At 69.0% G+C, this 22,614-nt stretch carries 22 protein-coding genes and 1 tRNA gene; 7 read left to right on the top strand and 16 right to left on the bottom strand.

From position 1 onward, the window contains the following. The first annotated feature begins 33 nt into the window (after nucleotides 1-33). Nucleotides 34-720 carry a GntR family transcriptional regulator gene (locus ABIB15_RS10905; protein ID WP_354478216.1) on the top strand — a complete coding sequence of 229 codons (687 nt, stop codon included), beginning with the start codon at nucleotides 34-36 and terminating at the stop codon, nucleotides 718-720. A 41-nt stretch (nucleotides 721-761) separates the two neighbouring features. Here the strand turns inward: ABIB15_RS10905 and ABIB15_RS10900 are convergent, their stop codons facing one another. The 3 genes from ABIB15_RS10900 to ABIB15_RS10890 are packed head-to-tail and all read right to left on the bottom strand — an operon-like array spanning nucleotide 762 to nucleotide 3,691. Continuing rightward, nucleotides 762-1,721 carry a hypothetical protein gene (locus ABIB15_RS10900; RefSeq protein ID WP_354478299.1) on the bottom strand — a complete coding sequence of 320 codons (960 nt, stop codon included), beginning with the start codon at nucleotides 1,719-1,721 and terminating at the stop codon, nucleotides 762-764. After that, the gene (locus ABIB15_RS10895; protein WP_354478214.1) at nucleotides 1,718-2,434 is read right to left on the bottom strand and encodes a MerR family transcriptional regulator; all 717 of its coding nucleotides are present in this window, start codon (nucleotides 2,432-2,434) and stop codon (nucleotides 1,718-1,720) included. The genes ABIB15_RS10900 and ABIB15_RS10895 overlap by 4 nt, the downstream gene beginning before the upstream one ends. Before the next feature lie 39 nt (nucleotides 2,435-2,473). Then, complete coding sequence (locus ABIB15_RS10890; protein ID WP_354478211.1) at nucleotides 2,474-3,691, bottom strand: MFS transporter; 1,218 nt, start codon at nucleotides 3,689-3,691, stop codon at nucleotides 2,474-2,476. 156 nt (nucleotides 3,692-3,847) lie between these two features. Here ABIB15_RS10890 and ABIB15_RS10885 point away from each other — a divergent pair, with 156 nt between their 5' ends. Continuing rightward, nucleotides 3,848-4,201 (top strand): hypothetical protein, encoded by a 354-nt coding sequence (locus tag ABIB15_RS10885; RefSeq protein WP_354478208.1) that lies wholly within the window; start codon nucleotides 3,848-3,850, stop codon nucleotides 4,199-4,201. 68 nt (nucleotides 4,202-4,269) lie between these two features. Here the strand turns inward: ABIB15_RS10885 and ABIB15_RS10880 are convergent, their stop codons facing one another. Beyond that, a complete protein-coding gene (locus ABIB15_RS10880; protein ID WP_354478205.1) occupies nucleotides 4,270-4,677 on the bottom strand; it encodes a four-helix bundle copper-binding protein in 408 nt (135 codons plus the stop codon). A gap of 221 nt (nucleotides 4,678-4,898) precedes the next feature. On the opposite strand from ABIB15_RS10880, the gene fgd reads away from it, so the two are divergent. From fgd to ABIB15_RS10865, 3 genes are all read left to right on the top strand, one after another. Then, a complete protein-coding gene (fgd, locus tag ABIB15_RS10875) occupies nucleotides 4,899-5,903 on the top strand; it encodes a glucose-6-phosphate dehydrogenase (coenzyme-F420) (RefSeq protein WP_354478202.1) in 1,005 nt (334 codons plus the stop codon). A 103-nt stretch (nucleotides 5,904-6,006) separates the two neighbouring features. Further along, nucleotides 6,007-7,662, top strand: coding sequence for an alkaline phosphatase D family protein (locus tag ABIB15_RS10870; protein WP_354478200.1), 1,656 nt, complete (start codon nucleotides 6,007-6,009; stop codon nucleotides 7,660-7,662). Next, nucleotides 7,659-8,933: an alkaline phosphatase family protein gene (locus ABIB15_RS10865; protein ID WP_354478197.1), complete on the top strand. Its 1,275-nt coding sequence runs from the start codon at nucleotides 7,659-7,661 to the stop codon at nucleotides 8,931-8,933. The genes ABIB15_RS10870 and ABIB15_RS10865 overlap by 4 nt, the downstream gene beginning before the upstream one ends. A 137-nt stretch (nucleotides 8,934-9,070) precedes the next feature. Here the strand turns inward: ABIB15_RS10865 and ABIB15_RS10860 are convergent, their stop codons facing one another. The 9 genes from ABIB15_RS10860 to ABIB15_RS10820 all read right to left on the bottom strand — a co-directional run bounded on the left by ABIB15_RS10860 (nucleotide 9,071) and on the right by ABIB15_RS10820 (nucleotide 19,201). Then, on the bottom strand, nucleotides 9,071-11,248 hold the full coding sequence (locus ABIB15_RS10860) for a S8 family serine peptidase (protein WP_354478195.1): 2,178 nt from the start codon (nucleotides 11,246-11,248) through the stop codon (nucleotides 9,071-9,073). Between the two features lie 229 nt (nucleotides 11,249-11,477). Beyond that, nucleotides 11,478-11,549, bottom strand: a tRNA-Gln gene (locus tag ABIB15_RS10855). Nucleotides 11,550-11,583: 34 nt separating this feature from the next. Next, complete coding sequence (locus tag ABIB15_RS10850) at nucleotides 11,584-12,246, bottom strand: hypothetical protein (protein WP_354478192.1); 663 nt, start codon at nucleotides 12,244-12,246, stop codon at nucleotides 11,584-11,586. A 2-nt stretch (nucleotides 12,247-12,248) separates the two neighbouring features. Further along, a complete protein-coding gene (locus ABIB15_RS10845) occupies nucleotides 12,249-13,211 on the bottom strand; it encodes an NAD(P)/FAD-dependent oxidoreductase (protein ID WP_354478190.1) in 963 nt (320 codons plus the stop codon). After that, nucleotides 13,208-14,683, bottom strand: a complete 1,476-nt coding sequence (gene gltX / locus ABIB15_RS10840) for a glutamate--tRNA ligase (protein ID WP_354478187.1) — start codon at nucleotides 14,681-14,683, stop codon at nucleotides 13,208-13,210. Before gltX ends, ABIB15_RS10845 begins: the two co-directional genes overlap by 4 nt. Before the next feature lie 49 nt (nucleotides 14,684-14,732). Then, complete coding sequence (locus ABIB15_RS10835; RefSeq protein WP_354478184.1) at nucleotides 14,733-15,836, bottom strand: YeiH family protein; 1,104 nt, start codon at nucleotides 15,834-15,836, stop codon at nucleotides 14,733-14,735. A gap of 180 nt (nucleotides 15,837-16,016) precedes the next feature. Beyond that, nucleotides 16,017-16,787: a fumarylacetoacetate hydrolase family protein gene (locus tag ABIB15_RS10830; RefSeq protein ID WP_354478181.1), complete on the bottom strand. Its 771-nt coding sequence runs from the start codon at nucleotides 16,785-16,787 to the stop codon at nucleotides 16,017-16,019. 223 nt (nucleotides 16,788-17,010) lie between these two features. Beyond that, a complete protein-coding gene (locus ABIB15_RS10825) occupies nucleotides 17,011-18,114 on the bottom strand; it encodes a branched-chain amino acid aminotransferase (RefSeq protein WP_354478178.1) in 1,104 nt (367 codons plus the stop codon). A 19-nt stretch (nucleotides 18,115-18,133) separates the two neighbouring features. Beyond that, on the bottom strand, nucleotides 18,134-19,201 hold the full coding sequence (locus ABIB15_RS10820; protein ID WP_354478176.1) for a 3-isopropylmalate dehydrogenase: 1,068 nt from the start codon (nucleotides 19,199-19,201) through the stop codon (nucleotides 18,134-18,136). A 167-nt stretch (nucleotides 19,202-19,368) separates the two neighbouring features. Here ABIB15_RS10820 and ABIB15_RS10815 point away from each other — a divergent pair, with 167 nt between their 5' ends. After that, on the top strand, nucleotides 19,369-19,626 hold the full coding sequence (locus tag ABIB15_RS10815) for a DUF6458 family protein (protein ID WP_354478173.1): 258 nt from the start codon (nucleotides 19,369-19,371) through the stop codon (nucleotides 19,624-19,626). Nucleotides 19,627-19,698: 72 nt separating this feature from the next. On the opposite strand, the gene serA is transcribed toward ABIB15_RS10815, so the two are convergent. Continuing rightward, nucleotides 19,699-21,294, bottom strand: coding sequence for a phosphoglycerate dehydrogenase (serA, locus tag ABIB15_RS10810; RefSeq protein ID WP_354478171.1), 1,596 nt, complete (start codon nucleotides 21,292-21,294; stop codon nucleotides 19,699-19,701). 99 nt (nucleotides 21,295-21,393) lie between these two features. On the opposite strand from serA, the gene ABIB15_RS10805 reads away from it, so the two are divergent. Beyond that, on the top strand, nucleotides 21,394-21,789 hold the full coding sequence (locus ABIB15_RS10805) for a DoxX family protein (RefSeq protein WP_354478168.1): 396 nt from the start codon (nucleotides 21,394-21,396) through the stop codon (nucleotides 21,787-21,789). A gap of 39 nt (nucleotides 21,790-21,828) precedes the next feature. Here ABIB15_RS10805 and ABIB15_RS10800 read toward each other — a convergent pair whose 3' ends face one another. Continuing rightward, the gene (locus ABIB15_RS10800; protein ID WP_354478165.1) at nucleotides 21,829-22,185 is read right to left on the bottom strand and encodes a hypothetical protein; all 357 of its coding nucleotides are present in this window, start codon (nucleotides 22,183-22,185) and stop codon (nucleotides 21,829-21,831) included. After that, nucleotides 22,182-22,601: a hypothetical protein gene (locus ABIB15_RS10795; protein ID WP_354478162.1), complete on the bottom strand. Its 420-nt coding sequence runs from the start codon at nucleotides 22,599-22,601 to the stop codon at nucleotides 22,182-22,184. The genes ABIB15_RS10800 and ABIB15_RS10795 overlap by 4 nt, the downstream gene beginning before the upstream one ends. Nucleotides 22,602-22,614: the final 13 nt, after the last annotated feature.

Genomic DNA, 22,614 nt, shown 5'->3' with positions numbered 1-22,614 from the left:
CAAAATGGTGGTCTCGGGTCGAAAGGGAGCCTCATGGTCGTGCGGGTCGTCACGAAGTCCGCGGTCGAGGCAATCGGAGCCGATCTGCGCCTGCGGCTCTTCTCGGGCGACCTGGGGCAGGATGCCGTGCTCACCGAGTCGGAGGTCGCCGCGACGTACGAGGTCGCCCGGCCGACGGCGAAGGCGGCGATTGAGAAGCTTGTCGCCGAGGGGCTGCTCGTGCGCGGCGCCAACAAGTCGGCTCGCGTTCCGGCGCTCGGCCCGGCGGATGTGCGCGACATCTACCGTTCCCGCGCCTATCTCGAGAGCGAGGTGCTGCGGCGCCTCGCCGGCGTGCGGGCCGTTCCGGCGGGCGCGGCGCAGGCCAACGCCGACATCGCCGTGGCCGGCGGTTCCCCGGTCGGCATCGTCGAGCCGGACATGCGGTTCCACATGTGCCTCGTCGACGCACTGGACAGCCCGCGCACGAGCCGGATGTATCGCTCCCTCGTGTCCGAGGTGCGCTTGTGCATGAGCCAGGTGCAGGGGAGGGAACTCCTGCCTGCCGGGCTGATCCACGATGAGCACGCCCGCCTGCTCGAACTCATCGCGGCCGGCGACGGCGAGGCCGCCGTCGCCCTGCTGGAAGAACACCTCGGCAGGGCCAGAGAGCTGCTCGTCGAGGCGGTCGGCGGCGTCGCGGGCCCCGAGGCGCGGGTGCCGTCGGCGCTTCGACCCTGAGCGCGCCACGGGCGGGGGCAGGGCGGGCGCGCCCGGCTCGCCTACGTCGCCCGCGTCCTTCCCGGTGCAACGACCACCAGCGCCGCGGCCGCCATCACGACGGCGATCGCCCCGCCGAGGCCCAGCGTCACCGCGTCCGGCGCCACGACCGACTGCCCGCGTAGCGCCTGCAGCGTCACGAGCCCGACGAAAGCGAGGTAGCCGACCGCCACAGTGCCGACGAGCCGGGCGCGCACGGCGACATCCCGCAGCACCGGGGTGCGCCGCGAGAGCAGCTCGATCGCGATGAGCGCGAGCGGAATCGCCTGGAGCGCGTGCATGCCGATGAAGTGCGGGATGCGCAGGTCGCCCGCCACCGTGCTCCAGCCGAGAACCGGGAGTCCGGGCCCGCCGTCGGCAACGCCGACGGCGTGAGCGCCCGCGATGCCGCCGAAGTCCGCGAGCTGGGCCGCGGTCGGCGACGTCATGAGGTAGCCGAGCCCCAGCCCGACGAGCGAGATGAGCGCACCGCCGCGGATCGCGATGGTGCGCGCGCGGTCGCCGAGCGAGGTGCGGAACAGCAGGATGCAGGCCACAAAGGTTGCGACCCAGAGCACGGAGATCGACACCGCCATCACCGACCACATGGCCGTTGCGAGCGGCGTGGAGACGTTGAAGTGGCTCGTCGTTCCGGCCGCCGCGACGCTGACGATGATCGCGAGCTCGACGACGAGGGCGGCCGCGATCACGGTGCCAGAGGCCCAGGCGACGCGCCGGGAGCGCTCGAGCTGCCCGATGAGCCACGACCAGGTGACCGCGTAGATCACCGTGGAGATCGCGAACTTGAGGGGCTTGTCCCAGAGGTTCGCGCCGAGAACCTCCCTCTCGTCGACGAATCGGGCGACGAGCGCGAACACGGCGAGCGCGGCCATGACGGCCGCGAGCCAGAGTAGCGGGCGGTGCCAGCGGATGCGCGGGGGCGTCTCCTCCGGGCGATGGGCTGCGTGGACATCCGCCATCATTTCGGACACGGCATGATTCCTCTCGGGTCGTCGTGCCCGGCGTCTGCGGCGACCGGCGCGAGGGGGGTGTGGACCGGCGCCACGGAGTGGACGACCGGGTAGAGCTCGAAGGTGATGTGCTCCTGGGCGATGCGCCGCAGTGCGGCGAACATCGCGTCTCCGAGCACGGTGCCGGCGACGACGGTCTCGGCCATCGCGGCCACATCCGCCTGCCTGCCGACGGAGCGGAGATCCGCCCGCGCCACGACCTCCGCCGCCGCCGCGTACCCCTCGAGGAGGTCCGCGAGTTCGGGATGTCCGATCGCGCCGAAGGCGTCGACCACGTTGGCCGCGCCGACGAGTCCGGGGTTGCCGGCCGACACATGCCAGCCGCGCGCGGCGACGAGCGCGCGCACGCGTGCGGTCGCCTCGGCGGAGGCGGGATCCGCGTAGAGGTCGGTTTGGGAGATGGCGCGTTGCGCCGCGCCGAACACTTGGGCGAGGGGCAGGTCGGGGGTGTCGACGGCGCCGAGCACGTCGCGTGCCGAGGCGACCGAGAGTCCACCGACATCGATCAGGGCCCGGATGAGCCGCAGCCGGCGCACGTGCTCGTCTCCGTAGCTCGCCTGGTTCGGGCCCGTCGCCTCGCCGGGAGGGAGCAGACCCTCGCGCTGGTAGAACTTGATCGTGGCCGTGGCAACGGCGCTCGTGACGCTGAGTTCGGAGATCCGCATGTGGATAGTGTAACTATCGGATAGTACAACTGTCCATAGTCACTTCTGCGCGGGAACCCCGCCCGGCATCCGGGTCGCGTAGAGGGAGGTGGCGAGCAGAAGCATCCCGCCGACGGCGAAGGCGACGGGGTAGGAGACGGTGTCGGCGAGGTATCCCGCGACCAGCGGGCCGATGATGGCGCCGAAGTCGGCGAACATCGAGAAGACGGCCACCGGCCGGCCACCCTTGGGCCCCGCAGCATCTCCGACGGCGGCGGCGGGCGCGGTGCCCATGAAGGCCGCCGCGACACCGTAGATGCACAGCAGCGCGGTGAGTACCCAGATGTTGGGGGCGAAGGGAACGACGGCGATGGTGGCCGCGGCGACCGCGAATGCGCCGATGATCGCCGGGCGCCGCCCGACGGTGTCGACAAATCGCGCGGCGGGGGCCAGGGCGAGCGTCTGGGCGACGGCGGCGCACGCGAAGGCGATCCCGGTGAAGACGGTCGGCTCGCGCAGCACCTCGACCACGAGCAACGGGATGAGCGCACCCCGCACGCCGAACGAAGTCCAGCCCTGCGAGAAGTTCGCGGCACACGCGACCCGGAAGCCACGGTCGCGCAGCACCTCGCGGAACCGGATGGGTGGCGCGGACTCCGCCGCGGCATCCCCGCCCCGCACGGTGCGCGGGCGCAGGAGCACGAGCCCGACAAGACCGGCGACCGCGAGCGTGCCGGCGTAGAAGAAGAACGGGGCGGTGAGCGAGATCGTCGCGAGCAGGCCGCCGAGCGCGGGGCCGGCCATTCCACCGATCAGGAACCCGCCCTGGTAGAAGCCGATCGAGCGGGCACGCAGCGACGGCACTGCTCCCAGCAGCAGCGTCATCGCCGAGACGCTGAACATCGCGGAGCCGACGCCGCCCGCCCCGCGCAGGAGCAGCAGCTGCGGGTAGTCCTGCGCGATGCCGACGAGGCCGCTCGAGGCGGCCACGATGCCGATGCCGATCGTGAGAATCGTGCGCTCGCCGCCCCAGTCGATCATCCGGCCGACGAACGGGCTCGCGACGAAGCGCATGAGCGCAAACGCCGAGATGATCGCCCCGACTTCGATGTAGCCCACGCCGAAGCTGCGCGCGTAGACCGGCAGCACGGGGATGACCACACCGAAGCCGACCATCACGAAGAATGCGATGACGCCGAGCACGTACGCGTCACGGGAGAGGCGGGGCCGTGCCGCGGATGCGGGCGAGCTCGCTCTCCGGAATCGCGCGAACCTCATGGGTTCAGGCTACGTCGGCCAGACGCGGCGGCCGACCGCGTCGTCGCGCGACGACAACGCGAGTGTGTCGTTGTGTGACGACGGCAGGTGAGATCCGGGAGCCGAAAATCTACACTCCAATACAACGCCCACGAGCCCACGCAACGAACGGAGGTCATGATGTCCAGTCTCAAGCCGAAAGTGCAGAACCCGATGCTGTGCACCTCCACGGACGGCGACGCCTGCTCCGCCCACGGCGCGGGACACGCGCTGTCAGCGATGCACGTCCGCCTCGCGTCGGCGACCCCGAGCAAGTGGCGCGACGGCGTCGCAGGGGTTACCACCGCCGACGGCTGGATCCCGATCGAGCTGCTCGAGGCGGATGCTGCCGGCAACCACACCGTCTGGGTCTGGAATCACGCTCACGAGCTCGTCGCACCGGGCGAACCCGTCGCGCTCCACTCGGTTTACAGCGCGCTCGCTGTGGGGCAGACGCGCTTCAACGTGCTGGTCGCCGCGTCACTCGCCTGAACCGAGCGTCACTGAACCGAGCGGCACTGAGCGGAGCGGCCCCGGCTGAGGCCGCTCACGCGGGAGTCTCAGCTCCCGGCCATCGACCCCATCATGGAGTCCATCATCTTCTGGCAGGCCATCGCGCACTGACGGCAGGCCTCGGCGCACATCCGGCAATCGTCGCTCATGGCGGCGTGGGTCATGCACTCCTCGGCGCACGCGCCGCACATCGTGATCATGGCCTGGAGCATCGCCATCATGCTCTCCTTGTGCATGCCGTTCGGGCGCATCATCAGGCGCATCATCGTGTTGGTCATGTCGGCGGTGTTGGCGCAGCGGCCCATGCAGGTGGCCATCGACTCGCCGGTCATCGAGTTGGAGCACATCGTGCACGCCTGCTCGCAGGCCGAACACGCCTCCATACACTCCTGCATCATCGCCATGTCCATGCCCATCATCGACATGTCCTTCTCGTGCATCTGCATCATCTGCATCGTTGAGTTCATCATTGATCGATCTCCAGACGCGGACAGTGCCGGGCACCGGCCGATACCGGTGCCTGACGCGACACCCCCGCTATGTCGGAATGCTACGCCTGGGCTCATCCCGCTGTCACCACCTCGTGCGGCACGGGCCGAGACTCGTCGCGCACTCGCAGGCTCCTCGAACCCGAGTCGGAATAGCATCAGTGTGCCACCCGACTCAAGGAGACACCGTGCTGAAACTGGGCCTCAAGGCATCCGCCGAGCAATTCGCCCCCCGCGAGCTGGTCGAACTCGGCGTCCTGGCTGAGCAGCACGGCCTCGACAGTGTGACGGTGAGCGACCACTTCCAGCCCTGGCGGCACAACGGCGGGCACGCCCCCTTCGCCCTCGCCTGGATGACCGCGGTCGGCGAGCGCACCTCCCGGGTGCAGATCGGCACCTCGGTGATGACGCCGACGTTCCGCTACAACCCCGCCGTGCTCGCCCAGGCCTTCGCCACGATGGCCTGCCTCTACCCCGATCGCATCATGCTCGGCGTCGGCACCGGCGAGGCCCTCAACGAGATCGCCACCGGTTTCGACGGCTCGTGGCCCGAGTTCAAGGAGCGCTTCGCCCGGCTGCGCGAGTCAGTCGACCTGATGCGCCAGCTCTGGACCGGTGAGCGGATCGACTTCGACGGCGAGTACTACAAGACCGTCGGGGCGACCCTCTACGACGTTCCGGATGCCCCGGTGCCCGTCTACATCGCCGCCGGCGGCCCGGTCGTGGCGCGCTACGCCGGGCGCGCGGGCGACGGCTTCATCTGCACTTCCGGCAAGGGCATGGAGCTCTACACCGAGAAGCTGCTGCCGGCGGTCGCCGAGGGCGCCGAGAAGGTCGGGCGCGACGGCACCGCGATCGACCGGATGATCGAGATCAAGATCTCGTACGACACCGACCGCGCCACCGCGCTCGAGAACACCCGGTTCTGGGCGCCGCTCTCGCTCACCCCCGAGCAGAAGCACTCGATCGAGGACCCGCTGGAGATGGAGGCCGCCGCCGACGCCCTGCCCATCGAGCAGGTCGCCAAGCGCTGGATCGTCGCGACCGACCCCGACGAGGCCGTCGCCCTGATCAAGCCGTACCTCGACGCTGGCCTCAACCACCTCGTCTTCCACGCCCCCGGCCACGACCAGACGCGGTTCCTCGAGCTGTTCGAGCGCGATCTCTCGCCGCGGCTGCGCGCGCTCGGCTAGTCGCGGGCATCCCGCGGCACCGAATTCGCGGACCAACGTGAACGTCGGATGGACAGACCGCGGATTACGGTTCGATAACGGACGAAGGCTGTCTAATGGGATGATGCCTTCTTCAACCCTCACGCGCCGACTCCTGCTGGGTTCCGCCGGTGTAGTCGCCATCGGGACCGCGACTCTTGCCATGGGCCCCGAGGAAGCGGATGCCGCTGCACCCGCTTCCGGCCCTTACTTCCGTCACGGCGTCGCCTCCGGTGACCCATTGCCCGACGGGGTCCTGCTCTGGACCCGGGTCACTCCCGACGCCGTCTCGTTGCCGGGCTCCGGACGGGGTCCGAACGTCACGGTGACCTGGGAGGTGGCGACGGATGCGACGTTCGCCCGGGTCGTGGCGAAAGGCACGGTGGCCACCGGCGCGGCGCGCGATCACACGGTGAAGGCCGAGCCGCGCGGCCTCGCCCCCGCCACCACCTACTTTTACCGATTCCGCGTCAATAGAAATGTCTCGCCCATCGGTCGCACTCGCACCGCGCCAGCGCCGGGCGCCGCGGTGACCGGCCTGCGATTCGGTGTGGTTTCCTGCGCGAATCTCCAGGCCGGCTTCTTTTCCCCGTACCGGCACCTTGCGGCCAGGGGCGATCTCGACCTCGTGCTGCACCTCGGCGACTACCTCTACGAGTACGCCCCCGGGGAGTACCAGGCCCGCGACGTGGTCGTCCGCCCGCACGACCCGCCCACCGAGATGGTCGTCCTGCAGGACTATCGCCGCCGCCACGCCCAGTACAAGTCCGACACCGACCTCCAGGCCTTGCATGCCGCGGCGCCATTCGTCGTCACCTGGGACGACCACGAATTCGCCAACGACGCCTGGTCGGGCGGGGCCGAGAATCACACGGAGACCACGGAGGGGTCGTGGGATGCGCGCCGCGCCGCGTCGCAGCAGGCCTACTCGGAGTGGATGCCGGTCCGCTACACGAGCGGCGGCATCCTGTATCGTCGCCTCCAATTCGGGTCGCTCGCGAGCATCTCGATGCTCGACCTGCGCACCTATCGGAGCCAGCAGGCCCCCAGCGTGGTCGACCAGGGCATCTCCAGCCCCGACCGCACGATCACGGGCGACGCCCAACTGGCATGGCTCCTCGATGGGCTCACCGCCGGCGTCGCGCAATGGAAGCTCATCGGCAACCCGGTGATGATCACCCCGATCAGGTTCCCGTCGACCCTGAACTCGGGTGAGATCGGCGCCATGCATGAGCTGCTCGGCACGACCACGATCGATGGGGTGCCCTACAACGTCGACCAGTGGGACGGCTACACGGCCGACCGTGGCGAGGTACTCAAGCACCTCAGGGACAACGCCGTCACCGACACCGTGTTCCTCACCGGCGACATCCATTCCGGGTGGGCCTGTGATGTGCCCGCCGATCCCCTCACCTACCCGACGAACGGCGCCTCGGTCGCCACCGAACTCGTCTGCACCTCGGTGACGAGCGACAACCTCGACGACATCCTCAGGGTGCCGCCGCGCACGGGGTCCCTCGCGGTGGAGACCGCCTTCAGGGCGTCCAACCCGCACGTGAAGTACCTCGACTTCGACACACACGGCTACTCCGTGCTCAACGTGACGCCGGCCGGGCTGCGGATGGACTGGTATGCGATCTCCGATCGCACGGTCCGGGCGGCGACGAGCGCCGTCACGGCGTCGTGGCAGGTGATCGCCGGCACTCAACGAGTGACCGCAGCAGTCGGGGCAGCACAGTGAGCGCGGTCAACGCGTCACGCCGCCAGTTCCTCACGATGGCGTCGGTCGGCGGCGCCGCGGTGCTCCTGTCGGCAGCGCCGGGGGCCGCGTGGGCGGCCCCCGGAACGGTCGCGGAGCGCACCCGCGTCTACGTGGTGGTGGTGGACGGATGCCGCCCCGGCGAGATAACCGCTGCCGTGACCCCGCGGCTCGCGGCCCTCCGCACGGGCGGCACGAACTTTCCGTCGGCGCGGTCGTTGCCCGTGATGGAGACCATCCCGAACCACGTGATGATGATGACGGGGGTGCGCCCGGACCGGTCGGGTGTGCCCGCCAATGCGATCTACGACCGTGCGGAGGCAGTGGTCCGCGATATGGACCGCCCGGCCGACCTCGTCTTCCCGACGATGCTCGAACGGGTCGCGGCGACCGGTCGCACTACCGGGTCGGTGCTCAGCAAGGAGTACCTGTTCGGCATCTTCGGCGAGCGCGCGACCTATCGGTGGGAGCCTGCTCCGCTCATCCCGTTGACCAATCACGCCCCGGACGAGGCGACCACCACCGCGCTCATCGCGATGGTCGACGGGGCCGATCCTGACCTGGTCTTCGTCAACCTCGGGGACGTCGATCGGATCGGCCACAGCGACCTGACCGGCACGACCGTGCAGGCCGCGCGCACCGCCGCGCTCGCCTCCACCGACCTGCAGGTCGGCCGCTTCGTCGACCACCTGGTGTCGACCGGCAAGTGGGAGTCGAGCATCATCATGGTGCTCGCCGACCACTCAATGGACTGGTCCATCCCGAGCAACGTGATCTCCGCGGACCTGATCCTGAAGGACCGCCCCGACCTCCGAGGAAACATCGCGATCGCCCAGAACGGCGGTGTCGACCTGCTCTACTGGGTTGGCGACCCCGCGGCCCGCGATGGCGCACTCGCCGAGGTGCGCGCCCTCGTGGCCGCGCATCCGGGGGTCCTGAAGATCAACGTCCCGGAGGAGCTCCGACTTGGGCCGAACGCCGGTGACCTCGTCGCGAGCTGCCGCGCGGGCTGGCGGTTCTCCGACCCGTATGTGGTGTCCAATCCGATCCCGGGCAACCATGGCCATCCGGCCACCGAGCCGATCCCCTTCTTCATCGGCGGCGGTAGCCCTCGGATCATTCCGGGCGGAGTGTCGTCAGAGCAGGCGCGAACTATCGACGTCGCGCCGACAATCGGGGCGCTCTTCGGCCTGGGAACGCCGACCGGCGGGTACGACGGGACCGCGCGGATGTCGGCGATTCGGCCCCCCTGAAGGCGACGGCGCCAATGACGAAGCCGCGGCGGTAGGCGATGGCGGTTGTGCCGAGCGGCGGTGCCGTCCGGGCATCCGTCCACTCGTGCAGCGCCACGAGGATGCCGCGGGTCGCGGCATCCTCTTCCCCGGCCTGGTCAGCCTCCGAGCCCGAAGACCGGAGCAGTCTGCACCGAGCCGAACATGTCGAACAGCGTCGAAATCTGCGTCCAGGCGATGCCAAACCAGACGTCGTCGGAGCCCGCCCAGCGGCGGATCCGGATGTCATATGTCTCGCCCGCCTTGGCATCGAACTCGGCGATCTCGTAGCTGTTGTCCCACGACATGCTCGACGCGACGAGAGAGCCCGACGAGTCGCGCACTTCGAGGTCGAGGTCGACCGTGAGCGTGTTCTGGTAGATCGACAGGAACAGGATGTCGGTGCGGGTTGCCTTCGAGTCCCACGCGAGCGCCACCTTGACGTGCGAACCGAAGAACAGCGGCGTCCGGGGTGTCGTGATGCGGTAACGGAACGTCGTACGCCCCGACCCGTCGAGGTCGGACGAGCGCAGCGTCCCGACGTCGAAGCCGCGGAGCGCCCCCGAGTTGTTGCGGTTCTGGCGCGACTGCGCGATCGATGTGGAGCGCCCCGCGTCGACTGTGCCGGCGCCGTCGCGCCCGTCGACTCCCGCGACGAGGTCTGCCCGCCAGCGCCCCCCGCTCGGATTGCGCCACGCGCCCGCCATGAGCACGGCACGAGTCCCCTCGGGCCACGACCGCAGCAGCGGCGCCGCTTCCTGCACGCATGCCGCGATGCCCGCGACTGCTGGCGCCGCAAAGCTCGTCCCGCTGTCGGTGAGCCCAACGACCGTGACACCGATGCCGTTGCCCGCGATCTCGGGTAGCTCCCGGTCGCCGTGCGAAGACCTGGGGTTGCGAAACACCGAACTCGACGCCATGGCGCTCGCGTTGTCGTCGTGGCTTCCGACTGTCAGGCGGTTGTAGCCTTTGTGGTTGACGAACTCGGTAGAGGTGCCGTTGCCAGCCGCCTCCACGATCGTCGGATACGGCCAGTGCAGCGCGAGCCAGTCCTTGTAGTTGTCGTCGTGCGACAGCGAATCGCTTGTCTGCTCGGCGTTGCGGTGAAAACTCTGGCTGATCACGGTGCAACCCTCGTCCTGCGCGGCCCAGCGGATCGCATCGAGATCGTAGCTGTTCGCTGAGAAGAGGTTGGCTCCCGGGGCGTGCCCGCGCGGACGGTTGCGCTCCGTGTTGCGGATGATCCCGTGCGTCATGCGCGAGTGGCTGCTCATCGCTCCCGGCGTCTCAAATCGCCCGGAGATGGCGAGGTTCGTCGTGACGTCCGGCCCCTGCTCGTACACCGCCACGTCGACGCCCGCGCCAGTGAATCCGGCAGAGTGCGCGTCGTCACTGTTATGGATCGCTATCGAGTCGTCGAGGTCGTCGACGCCCTCACGGTCATAACGGAAGACGCCCGCGACGAGGTCGTGCTCCGCGAGCCTGCGCACGGCGTCGGCAGGCATGCGTCCGTAGACGACGGGCGCCGCCTGGTCGATTCGCTCGGGCACGAGTCCGAACTCCCCCGCGACCTCCGCGAGCGTCTCGCCGAGCGCCGTCCATTCCTTCCGCGTGCGCGCGTCACTGCGGCTCGGCTTTCGCGCGGGTCGCTTGTCGGACTTCTCCGGCGTCGACAGGTCAATACCGCGCGTCGACGCCCACACCGCGACCTCGACGTCGCCGCCGTGCTCGAGCTGTTCGAACAGCGCCGGCTCGATGCGACCGTACCGCTCCCGCCGCCGACTCGAGAGAGCCGCCAGCTCCTCCTCAATATCGATACGCTCCCCGACCTGGTCGAACGCGAGGGTGACCGCCTCCCCACCGTCCCGGCTCACCGCCTTGAATATGTCGCGGAACTGGCCTTCGGCCCCGGCATCCATCGGTAGAGACTCGATGTCAAGTTCGCCGATGCGGATCCGCGACGCGTGCAGCACGGCAAGCCCCTCGTCAAGGGCCGCAGGCGTGTCAACGACGACGACATCGAACGCCGCATCCTGCCGGCCCTTGTGCTTGCCCTGCGCGGGAATCCCGTTGACCAGGACCGTGTGGCCGCCGATCGCGAGCCCCGAAGTGTCGATGACGAGCGTCTCGCCCACCAACGACACTTCGGCAACACCGCCACCTGTGACCACGACGGCGTGCGCGTCGCGCTCTCCGAACTCCCCTGTGATGCGGACCGGGCGCCCTCGGCGCACGATCTCCCCTGACGCGATATCTGCGACGGGGACCGAGCCCCGGTGGCGGATGCTGCGGTTCATGTCGAACTCCTCACGCGCGACACGCCTCCGTTGGCGTGCATCACATTCAAGAATCGCCTTCCCAATCACGTGATGCAACCCACCCGAATCCCAGCTGTGCCAGCCTCCCGGGCGCTGCCCTCGGAGCGATGAATTGTGATCACGCGCCGGATCATCGAACGAAAATCGAGCCGAATCGAGTCTCGCTCTCGAGGAAAAAGAAAAAGGCCCGGGATTCAGGGCCTCAAAGCTGGGGTGCCTGGACTCGAACCAAGAACAAAAGAATCAGAATCTTCCGTGTTGCCAATTACACCACACCCCACAGGGCCCTGCCGAAGCCGGGCCGACTCCCTACTTTAGCCTACGCGGGGGGCTACTTCGAACTCGACCGCACACCCGAATTTCTCGCAGCTCGCCGTCGCCATCACGGCCACCCCGAGGACATCGCCCGGGCCGAAGCTGAACGAGTAGGGGACTCCGGCCCGCGTCGCCTCCCCCATCTCCTCGACGATGCGGTCGGCATCCGACACATCCCAGCCGTAGGTGCCGGCATCCGCGCGCGCCTCGTTCAACAGGTCGCTGAAACTCGAAAAGGTGCTGAGCGGCACGCGCACGGCGACGACCTCGCCGTCATCCGTCTCGATGCTCAGCTCCCTCGCGTTGAGGGTGAGCCCGCCCGGCTCGGCGCCACCGCCGAAGATCGCGACGCTGTAGCTCAGGCCCGTCTCGGGCGGCTCGATCGCGAGGGTCCCGTTCGCGGGCAGGCCGAGGGAGGCTGCCGTGACCGGCGGCTCAGACAGGTCGAAGCGCACCTTGCGGCTGCGGTCGATGTAGGCCAGACCCTCCTCGGTGAACAGCGACAGGTCCGCTCCCGTGACCTGCGCGCTGTCCGGCGGCGGCGGCGGCTCGGCGAGGCCGCGCTGGATCACGACACCCGAGGTGATCAACGCACCGGCGATGATCAGGCTCAAGATCACGGCGGGCAGCCAGCCGAGCAGCTTTCTGCGCCGAGTCTGCATCCTCAGCCCGTCACGGTGACGGCGGGGCGAACCTCGAGCAGGTCCCGGTTGAGCGCGGAAGCGACCCTCGCGCCCTGGCCCGCGGCGATGATGAGCTGGCGCGGCCCGGGAGAGGCCGAGTCGCCGGCGGCGTAGACGCCCAACAGTGACGTGCGCCCCTCGGCATCCACCGCGAGGTAGCCGTCGTCGGCGCGCTGCAGGCCGAGCGACTCGAGGTAGCCGAGCCGGGGTTCGTAGACGGGCCGCACGAATGCGGCGGTGCGGGCGACCGTCTCGCCGTCCTCGAGCCGGATGCCGGTGAGCCCGGTGCGGTCCCCGACGACGTCGACGACGAGGCGGCGCTCGACGCGGATGCCGCGCTCGGCCAGTTCCGCCTCCTCGTCGTCGGTCACCCCTCCGGTGGCACCGGCGAAGACGATCACGTCGCCGCTCCACTGGGAGGCGAGGATCGCCCGATCGGCGAGGTCGTCGGTGTCGCCGAGGATCGCGATGGGCTTGTCGCGCTCCTCGTAGCCGTCGCACTCGATGCAGCTGTGGATGCTGGTGCCGTAGAACGCCCGCAGCGTCGGCAGCGTCGGCATGAGCTCGCTGACGCCCGTGGCGATCACGATGGTGCGGGCGCGGTACTCGGACCTCGTGAACCCCGGCCCCTTCGTGGCGACGAGGAACCCCTCGTCCGCCTGAACTACCGACACCACCATCGTCTGGTGGTACTCGTAGTTCGGGTACTCCTTCAGCTCCTCGCGGGCGAGTCCGCGCAGCTCGAGCGGCGAGACGCCGTCGCGCGTGATGAAACCATGCGAGTGGAAAGTCGCGGCGTTGCGCGGCCGGTTGCCGTCCAGCACGATCGTCCGCCGCCGCGCGCGCACCAGGTTCAGCGCGGCGCTGAGCCCGCCGGGGCCGGCGCCGACGACGGCGACGTCGTAGAGCCCCTCGGTCGTCTCGGGCACGGTATCGCGGGTCATAGGGTCGCCGCGAGCCTCTCGATGCGGGCGATCGTCGACACCTTGCCGAGCAGCTCCATCGACTCGAACAGCGGCGGGCTGATTCGGCGACCGGAGATCGCCGAGCGCACGGGCCCGAACGCGATTCGCGGCTTGAGGCCGAGGCCCTCGATGAGGGCGGTGCGCAGGGCATCCTCCGTCGTCTCCGTCGTCCAGTCCTCGAGCGCGCGCAGCGCGGCGAGCGCGGCATCGAGGGTGGGGCGGGCGTCAGCCTTGGGCAGCGCGTCGGCATCCCAAGCGATCTCGTCGTCCGGCGTGAACAGGAAGGCGAGCAACCCCGGCGCCTCGCCGAGCAGCTGCATGCGTTCCTGCACGAGCGGGGCGGCGGCGCGCAGCATCGGCTCGTCCTCCGGAAGCGAGACGAGCTCGCCGAGGTACGGGGCGAGGCGCTGCGCGAACTCGTCGACGGGCAGCATCCGGATATGGTCGCCGTTGATCGACTCGGCCTTCTTGAGGTCGAAACGGGCCGGGTTCGGGTTCACGTCGGTGACGTCGAACGCCGCGATCATCTCCTCGGTCGTGAACACGTCGCGGTCGTGGGTGAGCGACCAGCCGAGCAGCGAGAGGTAGTTGAGCAGCCCCTCGGGCAGGAAGCCGCGGTCGCGGTGCAGGAACAGGTTCGACTCGGGGTCGCGTTTGCTGAGCTTCTTGTTGCCCTCCCCCATCACGTAGGGGAGGTGGCCGAAGCGCGGGATCGCCGTGGCGACGCCGATCTCGATGAGCGCGTGGTATAGCGCGATCTGCCGCGGGGTTGATGAGAGCAGGTCCTCGCCGCGCAGCACGTGGGTGATGCCCATGAGGGCGTCGTCGACCGGGTTCACGAACGTGTAGAGCGGGGCGCCGTTCGGGCGGACGACGACGAAGTCGGTGAAGCTGCCGACCGGGAACGTGATCGGCCCGCGCACGAGGTCGTCGAACGACAGCTCGGTGTCGGGCACCCTCAGACGAAGCGCCGGCACGCGGCCCTCCTCGAGGTGGGCGGCGCGCTGCTCGTCGGTCAGGTCGCGCTCGAAGTTGTCGTAGCCCTGCTTGGGGTCACGGCCGGCGGCGACGTTGCGCGCCTCGATCTCCTCGCCGGTAGCGAAGCTCTCGTAGAGGTGTCCGCTCGCGCGCAGCTGCTCGATGATGTCGCGATAGATGCTGGTGCGCAGCGACTGCCGGTAGGGTCCGTGCGGCCCGCCGACGTCGACGCCCTCGTCCCAGTCGAGCCCGAGCCAGCTCATCGCCTCGAGCAGTTGCCCGTAGCTCTCCTCGCTGTCGCGCGCGGCATCCGTGTCCTCGATGCGGAAGATCAGCTTGCCGCCGGTGTGGCGCGCGTACGCCCAGTTGAACAGGGCCGTGCGGATGAGCCCGACGTGCGGGGTTCCCGTCGGAGACGGGCAGAAGCGCACGCGGACGTCGCTACCGGATGCGGAGGTGAAGGAGGCAGGCATGTTGCTCCCGATTCTATCGGCGTGCCGGATGCCGCCGCTGGGCGCTGGGTCAGAGCCAGATCGCGGCATAGGCGAGCACCGCGATGAGCAGCCAGGACGAGAGCCCGACGATGAGGGCACGCCATCCCGTGCGGACAAGGGAGCGGATGCGCACGCTCGTCCCGAGGGCGAACAGCGCGGTCGCGAGAAGCACCGTCTGCACGGCATCCGCTCCCGCGAGCACGGGCCCCGGGAGGGAAACGAAGGAATTGAGCAGAACAGCGGCGAGAAATCCGAGCACGAAGAGCGGGATCACGCGGATGCGCGCGTGGGGCTTCGCGCGGTTTCCTGAGTTTCCGACGGGCGGAGCGCCGGCGGGGGCGACGTGGGCGCCTTCGGCGGGGCCCGGCCGGGCATTGCTGCGGGCGGATGCGGCGGCGAGCGCCTCCCGTCGGCGCACGGCGACCGAGGCGACGGTCACCATCGGTGCGAGCATCAGCACCCGGGTGAGCTTGACCACGACGGCGATCGCGAGCGCGGCGGATCCGGCCGTCTGCGCCGTGGCGACGACCTGCCCCACGTCGTGCACGCTCGCGCCGACCCAGTGCCCGAACCCGGCGTTGGACAGCCCAAGCGGAGCCTGGAGGGCCGGCAGCACCGCGATGGCGAGGGTACCGCACAGGGTGACGAGCGCCACCGGGGTCGCCTGCTCCTCGGGCCTGCTGCGGGTCGCCGCGCTCATCGCGCCGATCGCCGAGGCGCCGCAGATCGAGAAGCCCGCCGCGACGAGCAGCGGCTCGCTGCCCGGCAGGCGCATCAGGATGCCGAGGGCCCAGGTTCCGAAGAAGGTCACGATCACGAGGCCGACGATCGCCAGGATCGCGACGACACCGAGCCCGGCGATGTCGCCGAGGCTGAGCTTCAGCCCGAGCAGCACGACGCCGGCACGCATGAGCGTCTTCGCCGAGAACCGAATTCCGGGCTTCAGCGTATGGTCGAGCGCCGGTGCGAACCACGGCAGCTGCCCGACGACGATGCCGAGCACGACGGCCGCGGTGAGCAGCGGCAGCCACGGAAGCACGAGGTGCAGCATCCACGCGACGAGCACAGCGGATGCCGCCGCCGCGAGCCCCGGCAGGACGGCTCGCACTCCGGCGCCGGTCACGTAATCCACACAGCGACCCGCATCACAGCATCCGCTCGCCCGCGCCGCCGAACGCACTCACGCAACGCAACGCAGGAGATCCGGCGCCACGCCGACCCGGATGGTCGCGCGACACGGCGTGGTGCAGAAACTCCTCGGATACGCCACCGAACAGGGACGTCACCGCGCTACCGACACCGGGGCTGCGACTCAGGCGCGGTTGCGCGCGGGGTTCGACAGCGTGCCGATTCCCTCGATCGTGATGTCGACCGTCTGTCCATCGACGAAGCCGCCGAGGCCCGCCGGGGTGCCCGTCATAATGATGTCGCCGGGCAGAAGCGTCCAGACATCCGAGCAGAATTCGATGATCTCGGGGATCTTGTGGATCATGTCCGAGGTCGTACCGACCCGACGCGGCTCACCGTCGACGAACGTCGTGATGGCGAGGTTCTGCGCGTCGATGTCAGTTTCGATCCATGGACCGATCGGAGCGAAGGTGTCGTAGCCCTTGGCCCTTGCCCACTGGCCGTCGGCGAACATCACGTCGCGCGCCGAGACGTCGTTGCCGATCGTGTAACCGAAGATGTAGTCGGCGTAGTCGGCGGCTTTGACCTGCTTGCCGATCTTGCCGATCACGATGACGAGCTCGCCCTCGTGCACGATGCGCCCGTCGACGGGCGGGATGACGATCGTGTCGCCGGGGCCGGCGACTGCCGTGTTGGGCTTCAAGAAGATGAGCGGGTTCGTCGGCCCGACGTCGCCCATGTCTGCCTTGTGGTCGGCGTAGTTGAGTCCGACGCAGATCACCTTGGACCGCGGGATGACGGGGGCGAGGAGCTTCACGTCGGCGAGCGGGATGCGCTCGCCGGTCGTGTCGAAGCCGCTGAACATGGGATCTCCGGCGAGGACGACCAGGTCGTCGTCGTCGTCGACGATTCCGAAACGAGGATCTCCACCGGTGCTGAAACGCGCGATTTTCACGGTTTCGAGCCTAGACCCGTTCGGGGTGTCGGTTCCGCACGGTGCAGACACCGCACCCCGCCGGGGCGCTACCCAGTTTCGCCGAGAGTGCGCAATTGCGCCGACTGTGCCTTTCGCGGCAGTCACAGTCGACGAAAAGGAGCACTCTCGGCGCCGCCGGACGCCGCCGGACGCCGCCGGACGCCCGGCGCGGGTGCCCGGCATCCGCCCCGAAGTGCGAAGCTCAGGCGTCGAGGCGCGTCATCCAGCCGTGGCGGTCCTCGGCACGCCCGTACTGGATGTCGGTGAGCTCCTGGCGCAGCGACAGGGTCAGCTCGCCCGGAGCAGCATCCGCCGACCCGATCTCGATGCCCTCGCCGACGAGACGCGCGATCGGGGTCACGACGGCCGCCGTGCCGCATGCGAAGACCTCGGTGATCTCGCCGCTCGCGACACCGTCGGCCCACTCCGACAGTCGCACCCGGCGGCGCTCGACCTTGTGGCCGCGGTCCTCGGCGAGCTGCAGGATGCTGTCCCTCGTGATGCCCTCGAGGATGCTGTCGGACTCGGGGGTCACGAGCGTGCCGTCCTTGTAGACGAGCACGACATTCATGCCGCCGAGCTCCTCGATGTACTCGCCGGTCACCGAATCGAGGAAGAGCACCTGCGCGCAGCCGTGCTCGTACGCCTCCGCCTGGGGCAGGAGCGATGACGCGTAGTTGCCGCCGGTCTTCGCGGCGCCGGTTCCGCCCTTGCCCGCGCGGGAGTAGGTCGTCGACAGCCAGATCGACACCGGCTGCACACCGCTGGCGAAGTAGGCGCCAGCGGGCGAGGCGATGACGAAGTAGCCGACCTCCTGCGCCGCCCGCACACCGAGGAAGCTCTCGGTCGCGAACATGAAGGGGCGCAGGTACAGGCTCGTCTCGGGCGCCGACGGTACCCAGGCCCCATCAGCGGCGACGATCTGGCGCAGCGATTCGACGAAGTCGGCCACCGGCAGCAGCGGGAGCGCCAGTCGCGTGGCGGAGCGGCGCAGGCGAGCGGCGTTGGCCTCGGGGCGGAAGGACCAGATGGAGCCGTCGGCGTGCCGGTAGGCCTTGAGCCCCTCGAAGATCTCCTGGGCGTAGTGCAGCACGGATGCCGCGGGGTCGAGCTGCAGCGGACCGTACGGGATGACCCTGGCGTTGTGCCAGCCCTCGTCGATCGTCCAGTCGATCGCGACCATGTGGTCGGTGAAGTGCTTGCCGAACCCGGGGTCGGCGAGGATCGCGTCCCGCTCTGCAACCGCGCGCTGTGCGGCGGACGGCGTGACGTCAAACGGGAGCGGAAACCCTGTCGCGATGGTCATGATGGTCCTTCGTTGGTGTTCAGTGTGTGGTCGGCGCGGCGTCGCGCAGCGAGTGTGCTATCGCGTCACCGACCTGGGTGGTGCTGCGCCCGGCGGTCCCTCGCCCGGCGAGGTCGTTCGTGACGGCCGCGCCGATTCTCGCCGCCTCCTCGGTGAATCCGAGGTGGCTGAGCAGCATGGCCGCCGAGAGGATCGCCGCGGTCGGGTCGGCGATGCCCTTGCCCGCGATGTCGGGCGCCGATCCGTGGACCGGCTCGAACATGCTGGGGAAGGCGCCGTCGGGGTTGATGTTGCCCGAGGCCGCCAGTCCGATGCCGCCGCTGATTGCGCCGGCCAGGTCGGTGAGAATATCGCCGAAGAGGTTGTCCGTGACGATCGTGTCAAATCTACTCGGATTGGTGACGAGGAAGATCGTCGCCGCGTCGACGTGCAGGTAGTCGACGGTGACGTCGGGATACTCGGTGGCGACGGCGTCGACCGTGCGCTGCCAGAGTCCGCCGGCGTGGACGAGCACATTCGTCTTGTGCACGAGCGTGAGCCGCCCGCGCCGGGCCTGGGCCGTGCGGAACGCGAAGCGTACGAGGCGCTCCACACCGAACGCGGTGTTGACGCTGACCTCGTTGGCGATCTCGTTCGGCGTCCCGACCCGGATGCTGCCGCCGTTGCCCACGTAGGGACCCTCGGTGCCCTCGCGAACGACGACGAAGTCGACCTCGCCCGGGTCGGCGAGCGGCGACACCACGTTGGGAAACAGGGTCGTCGGCCGCAGGTTCACGTAGTGGTCGAACGCGAAGCGCAGGCCGAGCAGGAGGCCCCGTTCGATGATGCCGCCGGCGAGCCGGGAGTCGCGCGGATCCCCGCCGACTGCGCCGAGCAGGATTGCGTCGTGCTGCGCGAGGGCCTCGAGCCCGTCGGCCGTGAGGACCTCCCCCGTGGCGATGTAGTGCCCGGCCCCAAAGGGATAGTGGGTCGCGTCGATGGTGGTGTCGGCGGGAGCGGCGGCGTGCAGCACCTTGAGCGCTTCAGCAATCACTTCGGGGCCGATACCATCGCCGGCGATGACGGCGAGATTGATTTTCCGGGGCATGGTTTCAGAGTAGTGGAGGCGGCGCGGGCGCCCGATCCGACGCCCGACTGACCGGGTTCGCGGCTGATTCCGAGCGAAATTTTACCGATTTGTTAGAATGGGCATTCATATCGCACCGGATCGACGTGCATCCATGCTCGGACGGGCGACCGAAAGGACCACAAGACATGGGTATTGGAACTGGAATCTTCCTCTTCGTCGTGGGCGCGATCTTGACGTTCGCGTTGAACTTCGAGACAAGCGTCATCAATCTCGACCTCGTCGGCTACATCCTGATGGCTGCTGGAGCCGTCGTATTCGTCGTCTCGCTCGTGCTCGTCATGCGCAAGCGTTCAAGCGTGTCGACCGTTCGCCAGGTCGACAACGGCGGCGCCGACCGCGTCACCCAGCGCGAGACGCGCAGCGACACCGATCCGCTCGTCTAACGAGCGGTTCACGAGGAAGGGCCCGGCGAATTTCGCCGGGCCATTCTTTCGTCGTCTGACGGGTGCGTATGGCTAGGTCGTGACGATGTCGATCTCGTGCATGAGATCCGCGTCGATGGCGATGCGCAGTGACTCCAGCAGCCCCTCCGGCGCCGGGGAGTCGACGGTGAGCACCGAGAGTGCCTGGCCGCCGGCTTCGCGCCGACTGATCTGCATGCCGGCGATGTTGATGCCGGCCTCGCCGAATTCGCGACCGTAGATCGCGACGATGCCGGGGCGGTCGGCGTAGAGCATCACGATGAGGTGTTCGGCGACCGGAACCTCGACGTCGTAGCCGTTGATCTCGACGATCTTCTCGATCTGCTTCGTGCCGGTGAGGGTGCCGGACACCGAGATCTGCGCGCCGTTGCTGAGCGCGCCGCGGATCGTGAGCAGGTTGCGGTACTCGTCGCTCGTGCTGTCGGTGATCAGTCGAACGTCGATGCCGCGCAGCTCGGCGAGCAGCGGCGCGTTCACATAGGAGACCGACTCGGCGACGACGTTCGTGAAGATGCCCTTGAGCGCCGCGAGCTTGAGCACGCTGACGTCGTGCGCGACGATCTCGCCGCGCACCTCGATGTCGATGCTCGTGATCGGGCTGTGCTCGGCGAGGCCGGAGAACACCTGCCCGAGCTTCTCCATGAGGGGGATGCCGGGGCGCACGGTCGGGTCGATGATTCCGCCGGCCACGTTCACGGCATCCGGAACGAGCTCGCCCGCGAGGGCGAGGCGCACCGACTTGGCGACCGAGACGCCGGCCTTCTCCTGCGCCTCGTCGGTGGATGCGCCCAGGTGCGGGGTGACGATGACATTGTCGAGGGCGAGCAGCGGGGAGCCCGTCGGCGGCTCGTGCACGAACACGTCGAGTCCGGCGCCGGCGATGACGCCGGTGGTGAGGGCGCGGTGCAGCGCGTCCTCGTCGATGAGGCCGCCGCGGGCGACGTTGACGATGAACGCGGTCGACTTCATGAGGGCGAGCTGGGCGTCGGAGATCATTCCCGTGGTCTCCGGCGTCTTCGGCATGTGGATGGTGATGAAGTCGGACTGCTGCAGCAGCTCGTCGAAGCTCAGCAGGGTCACGCCGAGCTGCTGGGCGCGGGCCGCGGTGACATAGGGGTCATAGGCGACGACGCGTGTGCCGAACGACTGCATCCGCGCGGTGATGAGCGCTCCGATGCGGCCGAGGCCGATTATGCCGATCGTCTTCTCGTACAGCTCGATGCCCGTGTACTTCGAGCGCTTCCACTGGCCGACGGCGAGCGCCGCGTGCGCCGGCGGGATGTGCCGGGCGAGGCTGAGGATATGCCCGACTGTCAGCTCGGCGGCGGAGATGATGTTCGAGGTCGGCGCGTTGACGACCATGACGCCCGCGGTTGTCGCGGACTTGATGTCGACGTTGTCGAGGCCGACACCGGCGCGCGCAATGACCTTGAGGCTCTTGCCGGCGGCGAGCGCCTCGGCGTCGAGCTGGGTCGCGGACCTGATGAGGATCGCGCTTGCGTCCACGAGCGCCGCGAGCAGCGCGGGGCGGTCAGTGCCGTCCACGTTCCTCACGTCGAAGTCGGGCCCGAGGGCCTCGACGGTAGCTGGGGAGAGTTCTTCGGCGATCAACACGATCGGCTTTGCCACGAATGCAGTCCTTTGGTCGATCCGTAAAATACAGGCCCAGTTTAGGGCGCGGCCGCACCCGTGCCGCGCCGAGCGTGTCATAGGACGCAAGATGGACCCATGCCGGATGCCGCGATCGAGACCGCCCAGTGGATCGCGCGCGGAGGCCTCGCCCTGATTTTCGTGGTGATGGGCGTGATGCATTTCCGCCCCGGACCGGCCAGGACCATGGCGCGGCTGATCCCGCCGCGGCTGCGCGGCACGGGCCTGCTGAGCCCTCGTGCCCTGGTGTATTTCACCGGACTCTGCGAGATCGCGGGCGGAATCGGCATGCTCGTGCCCGCGACGAGAGGCGCCGCGGCGGCCGGACTCGTGCTGTTTCTGATCGCGGTGTTCCCGGCGAACGCCTATGCCGCGGAGCATCCGGATCGGTTCGGGGCGATCTCCATCCCGTTCTGGCGGCGGTACTTCGCCCAGCTCGCGCTGATCCTCGTCATCGTGCTCGCCGCCCTCTGACCGGCGCCCCGGCTCAGCCCACCGCGGCGCTCGGCAAGCTCAGGCGAACGCGACGAGCGAGAGGCTCAGGGCACCGACGGCGGCGAGGCCGCCGAGGAACACCAGGGCGGCGGTCGGCACCGAGTGCCGGCGGCCGATGAGGAAGGCGCCCGTATAGAGCAGAGGGGCAAGCGCGATATTCGCGATCAGGATCCCCCACGGCACGGTGGCCTCGTCGAGCCCGACCTCCGCGGCAAGCTCGTTGTACCCGCCGAGTTGCGCGACAACCCCGAAGGTGTTTGCGACTGCCTCGAAGAGGTCGTAGGCGTAGAGCAGCCCGAACGCGATCGCCACGGCCAGGAACACCACGCGCACTGAGCGCGGCGGCGCGGTGGCATCCGGGGTCGCGGCGCTCACGACACGCTCCCGAGTATGAACGGCCACGGGGCGAGCAGCACGATGCCCGCGACGAGCCAGACGACTCGCAGCGCCGGCCGTCGGTCGCGGGTGAGCAGAAGCACGAGGCCGAACCAGAGGGCGGGCGAGACGATCGCGAGGAACTCGCCGAACTGGTACATGATCTCGAAGAACAGGCCCGACGCGGTGAACGTGTCGCGCTGAACCGAGATGACCCAGCCGACGAGGTACAGCAGGTAGACGCCGCCGAAGATGCCGTATGCGACCAGCAGCGTGGAGGCGGTGGCGGAAGCGGGCACCTCGGGCTCCGGGCCCGCGACGTCCGCGGGTGTGGTGGGCCGGGCGCCGTCGAGGTAGCTCGGGTCGTCGGACTCGCCGCCCCAGGTGAGGGCGTCGTCGTCGCGGTCGGAGGCCATGGATCAAGTATGA

Source organism: Marisediminicola sp. UYEF4, from assembly GCF_040546025.1.
Lineage (GTDB): Bacteria > Actinomycetota > Actinomycetes > Actinomycetales > Microbacteriaceae > Marisediminicola.
Note: the sequence above shows the minus strand (reverse complement) of the source record. Positions and strands in the feature narration are given on the sequence as shown.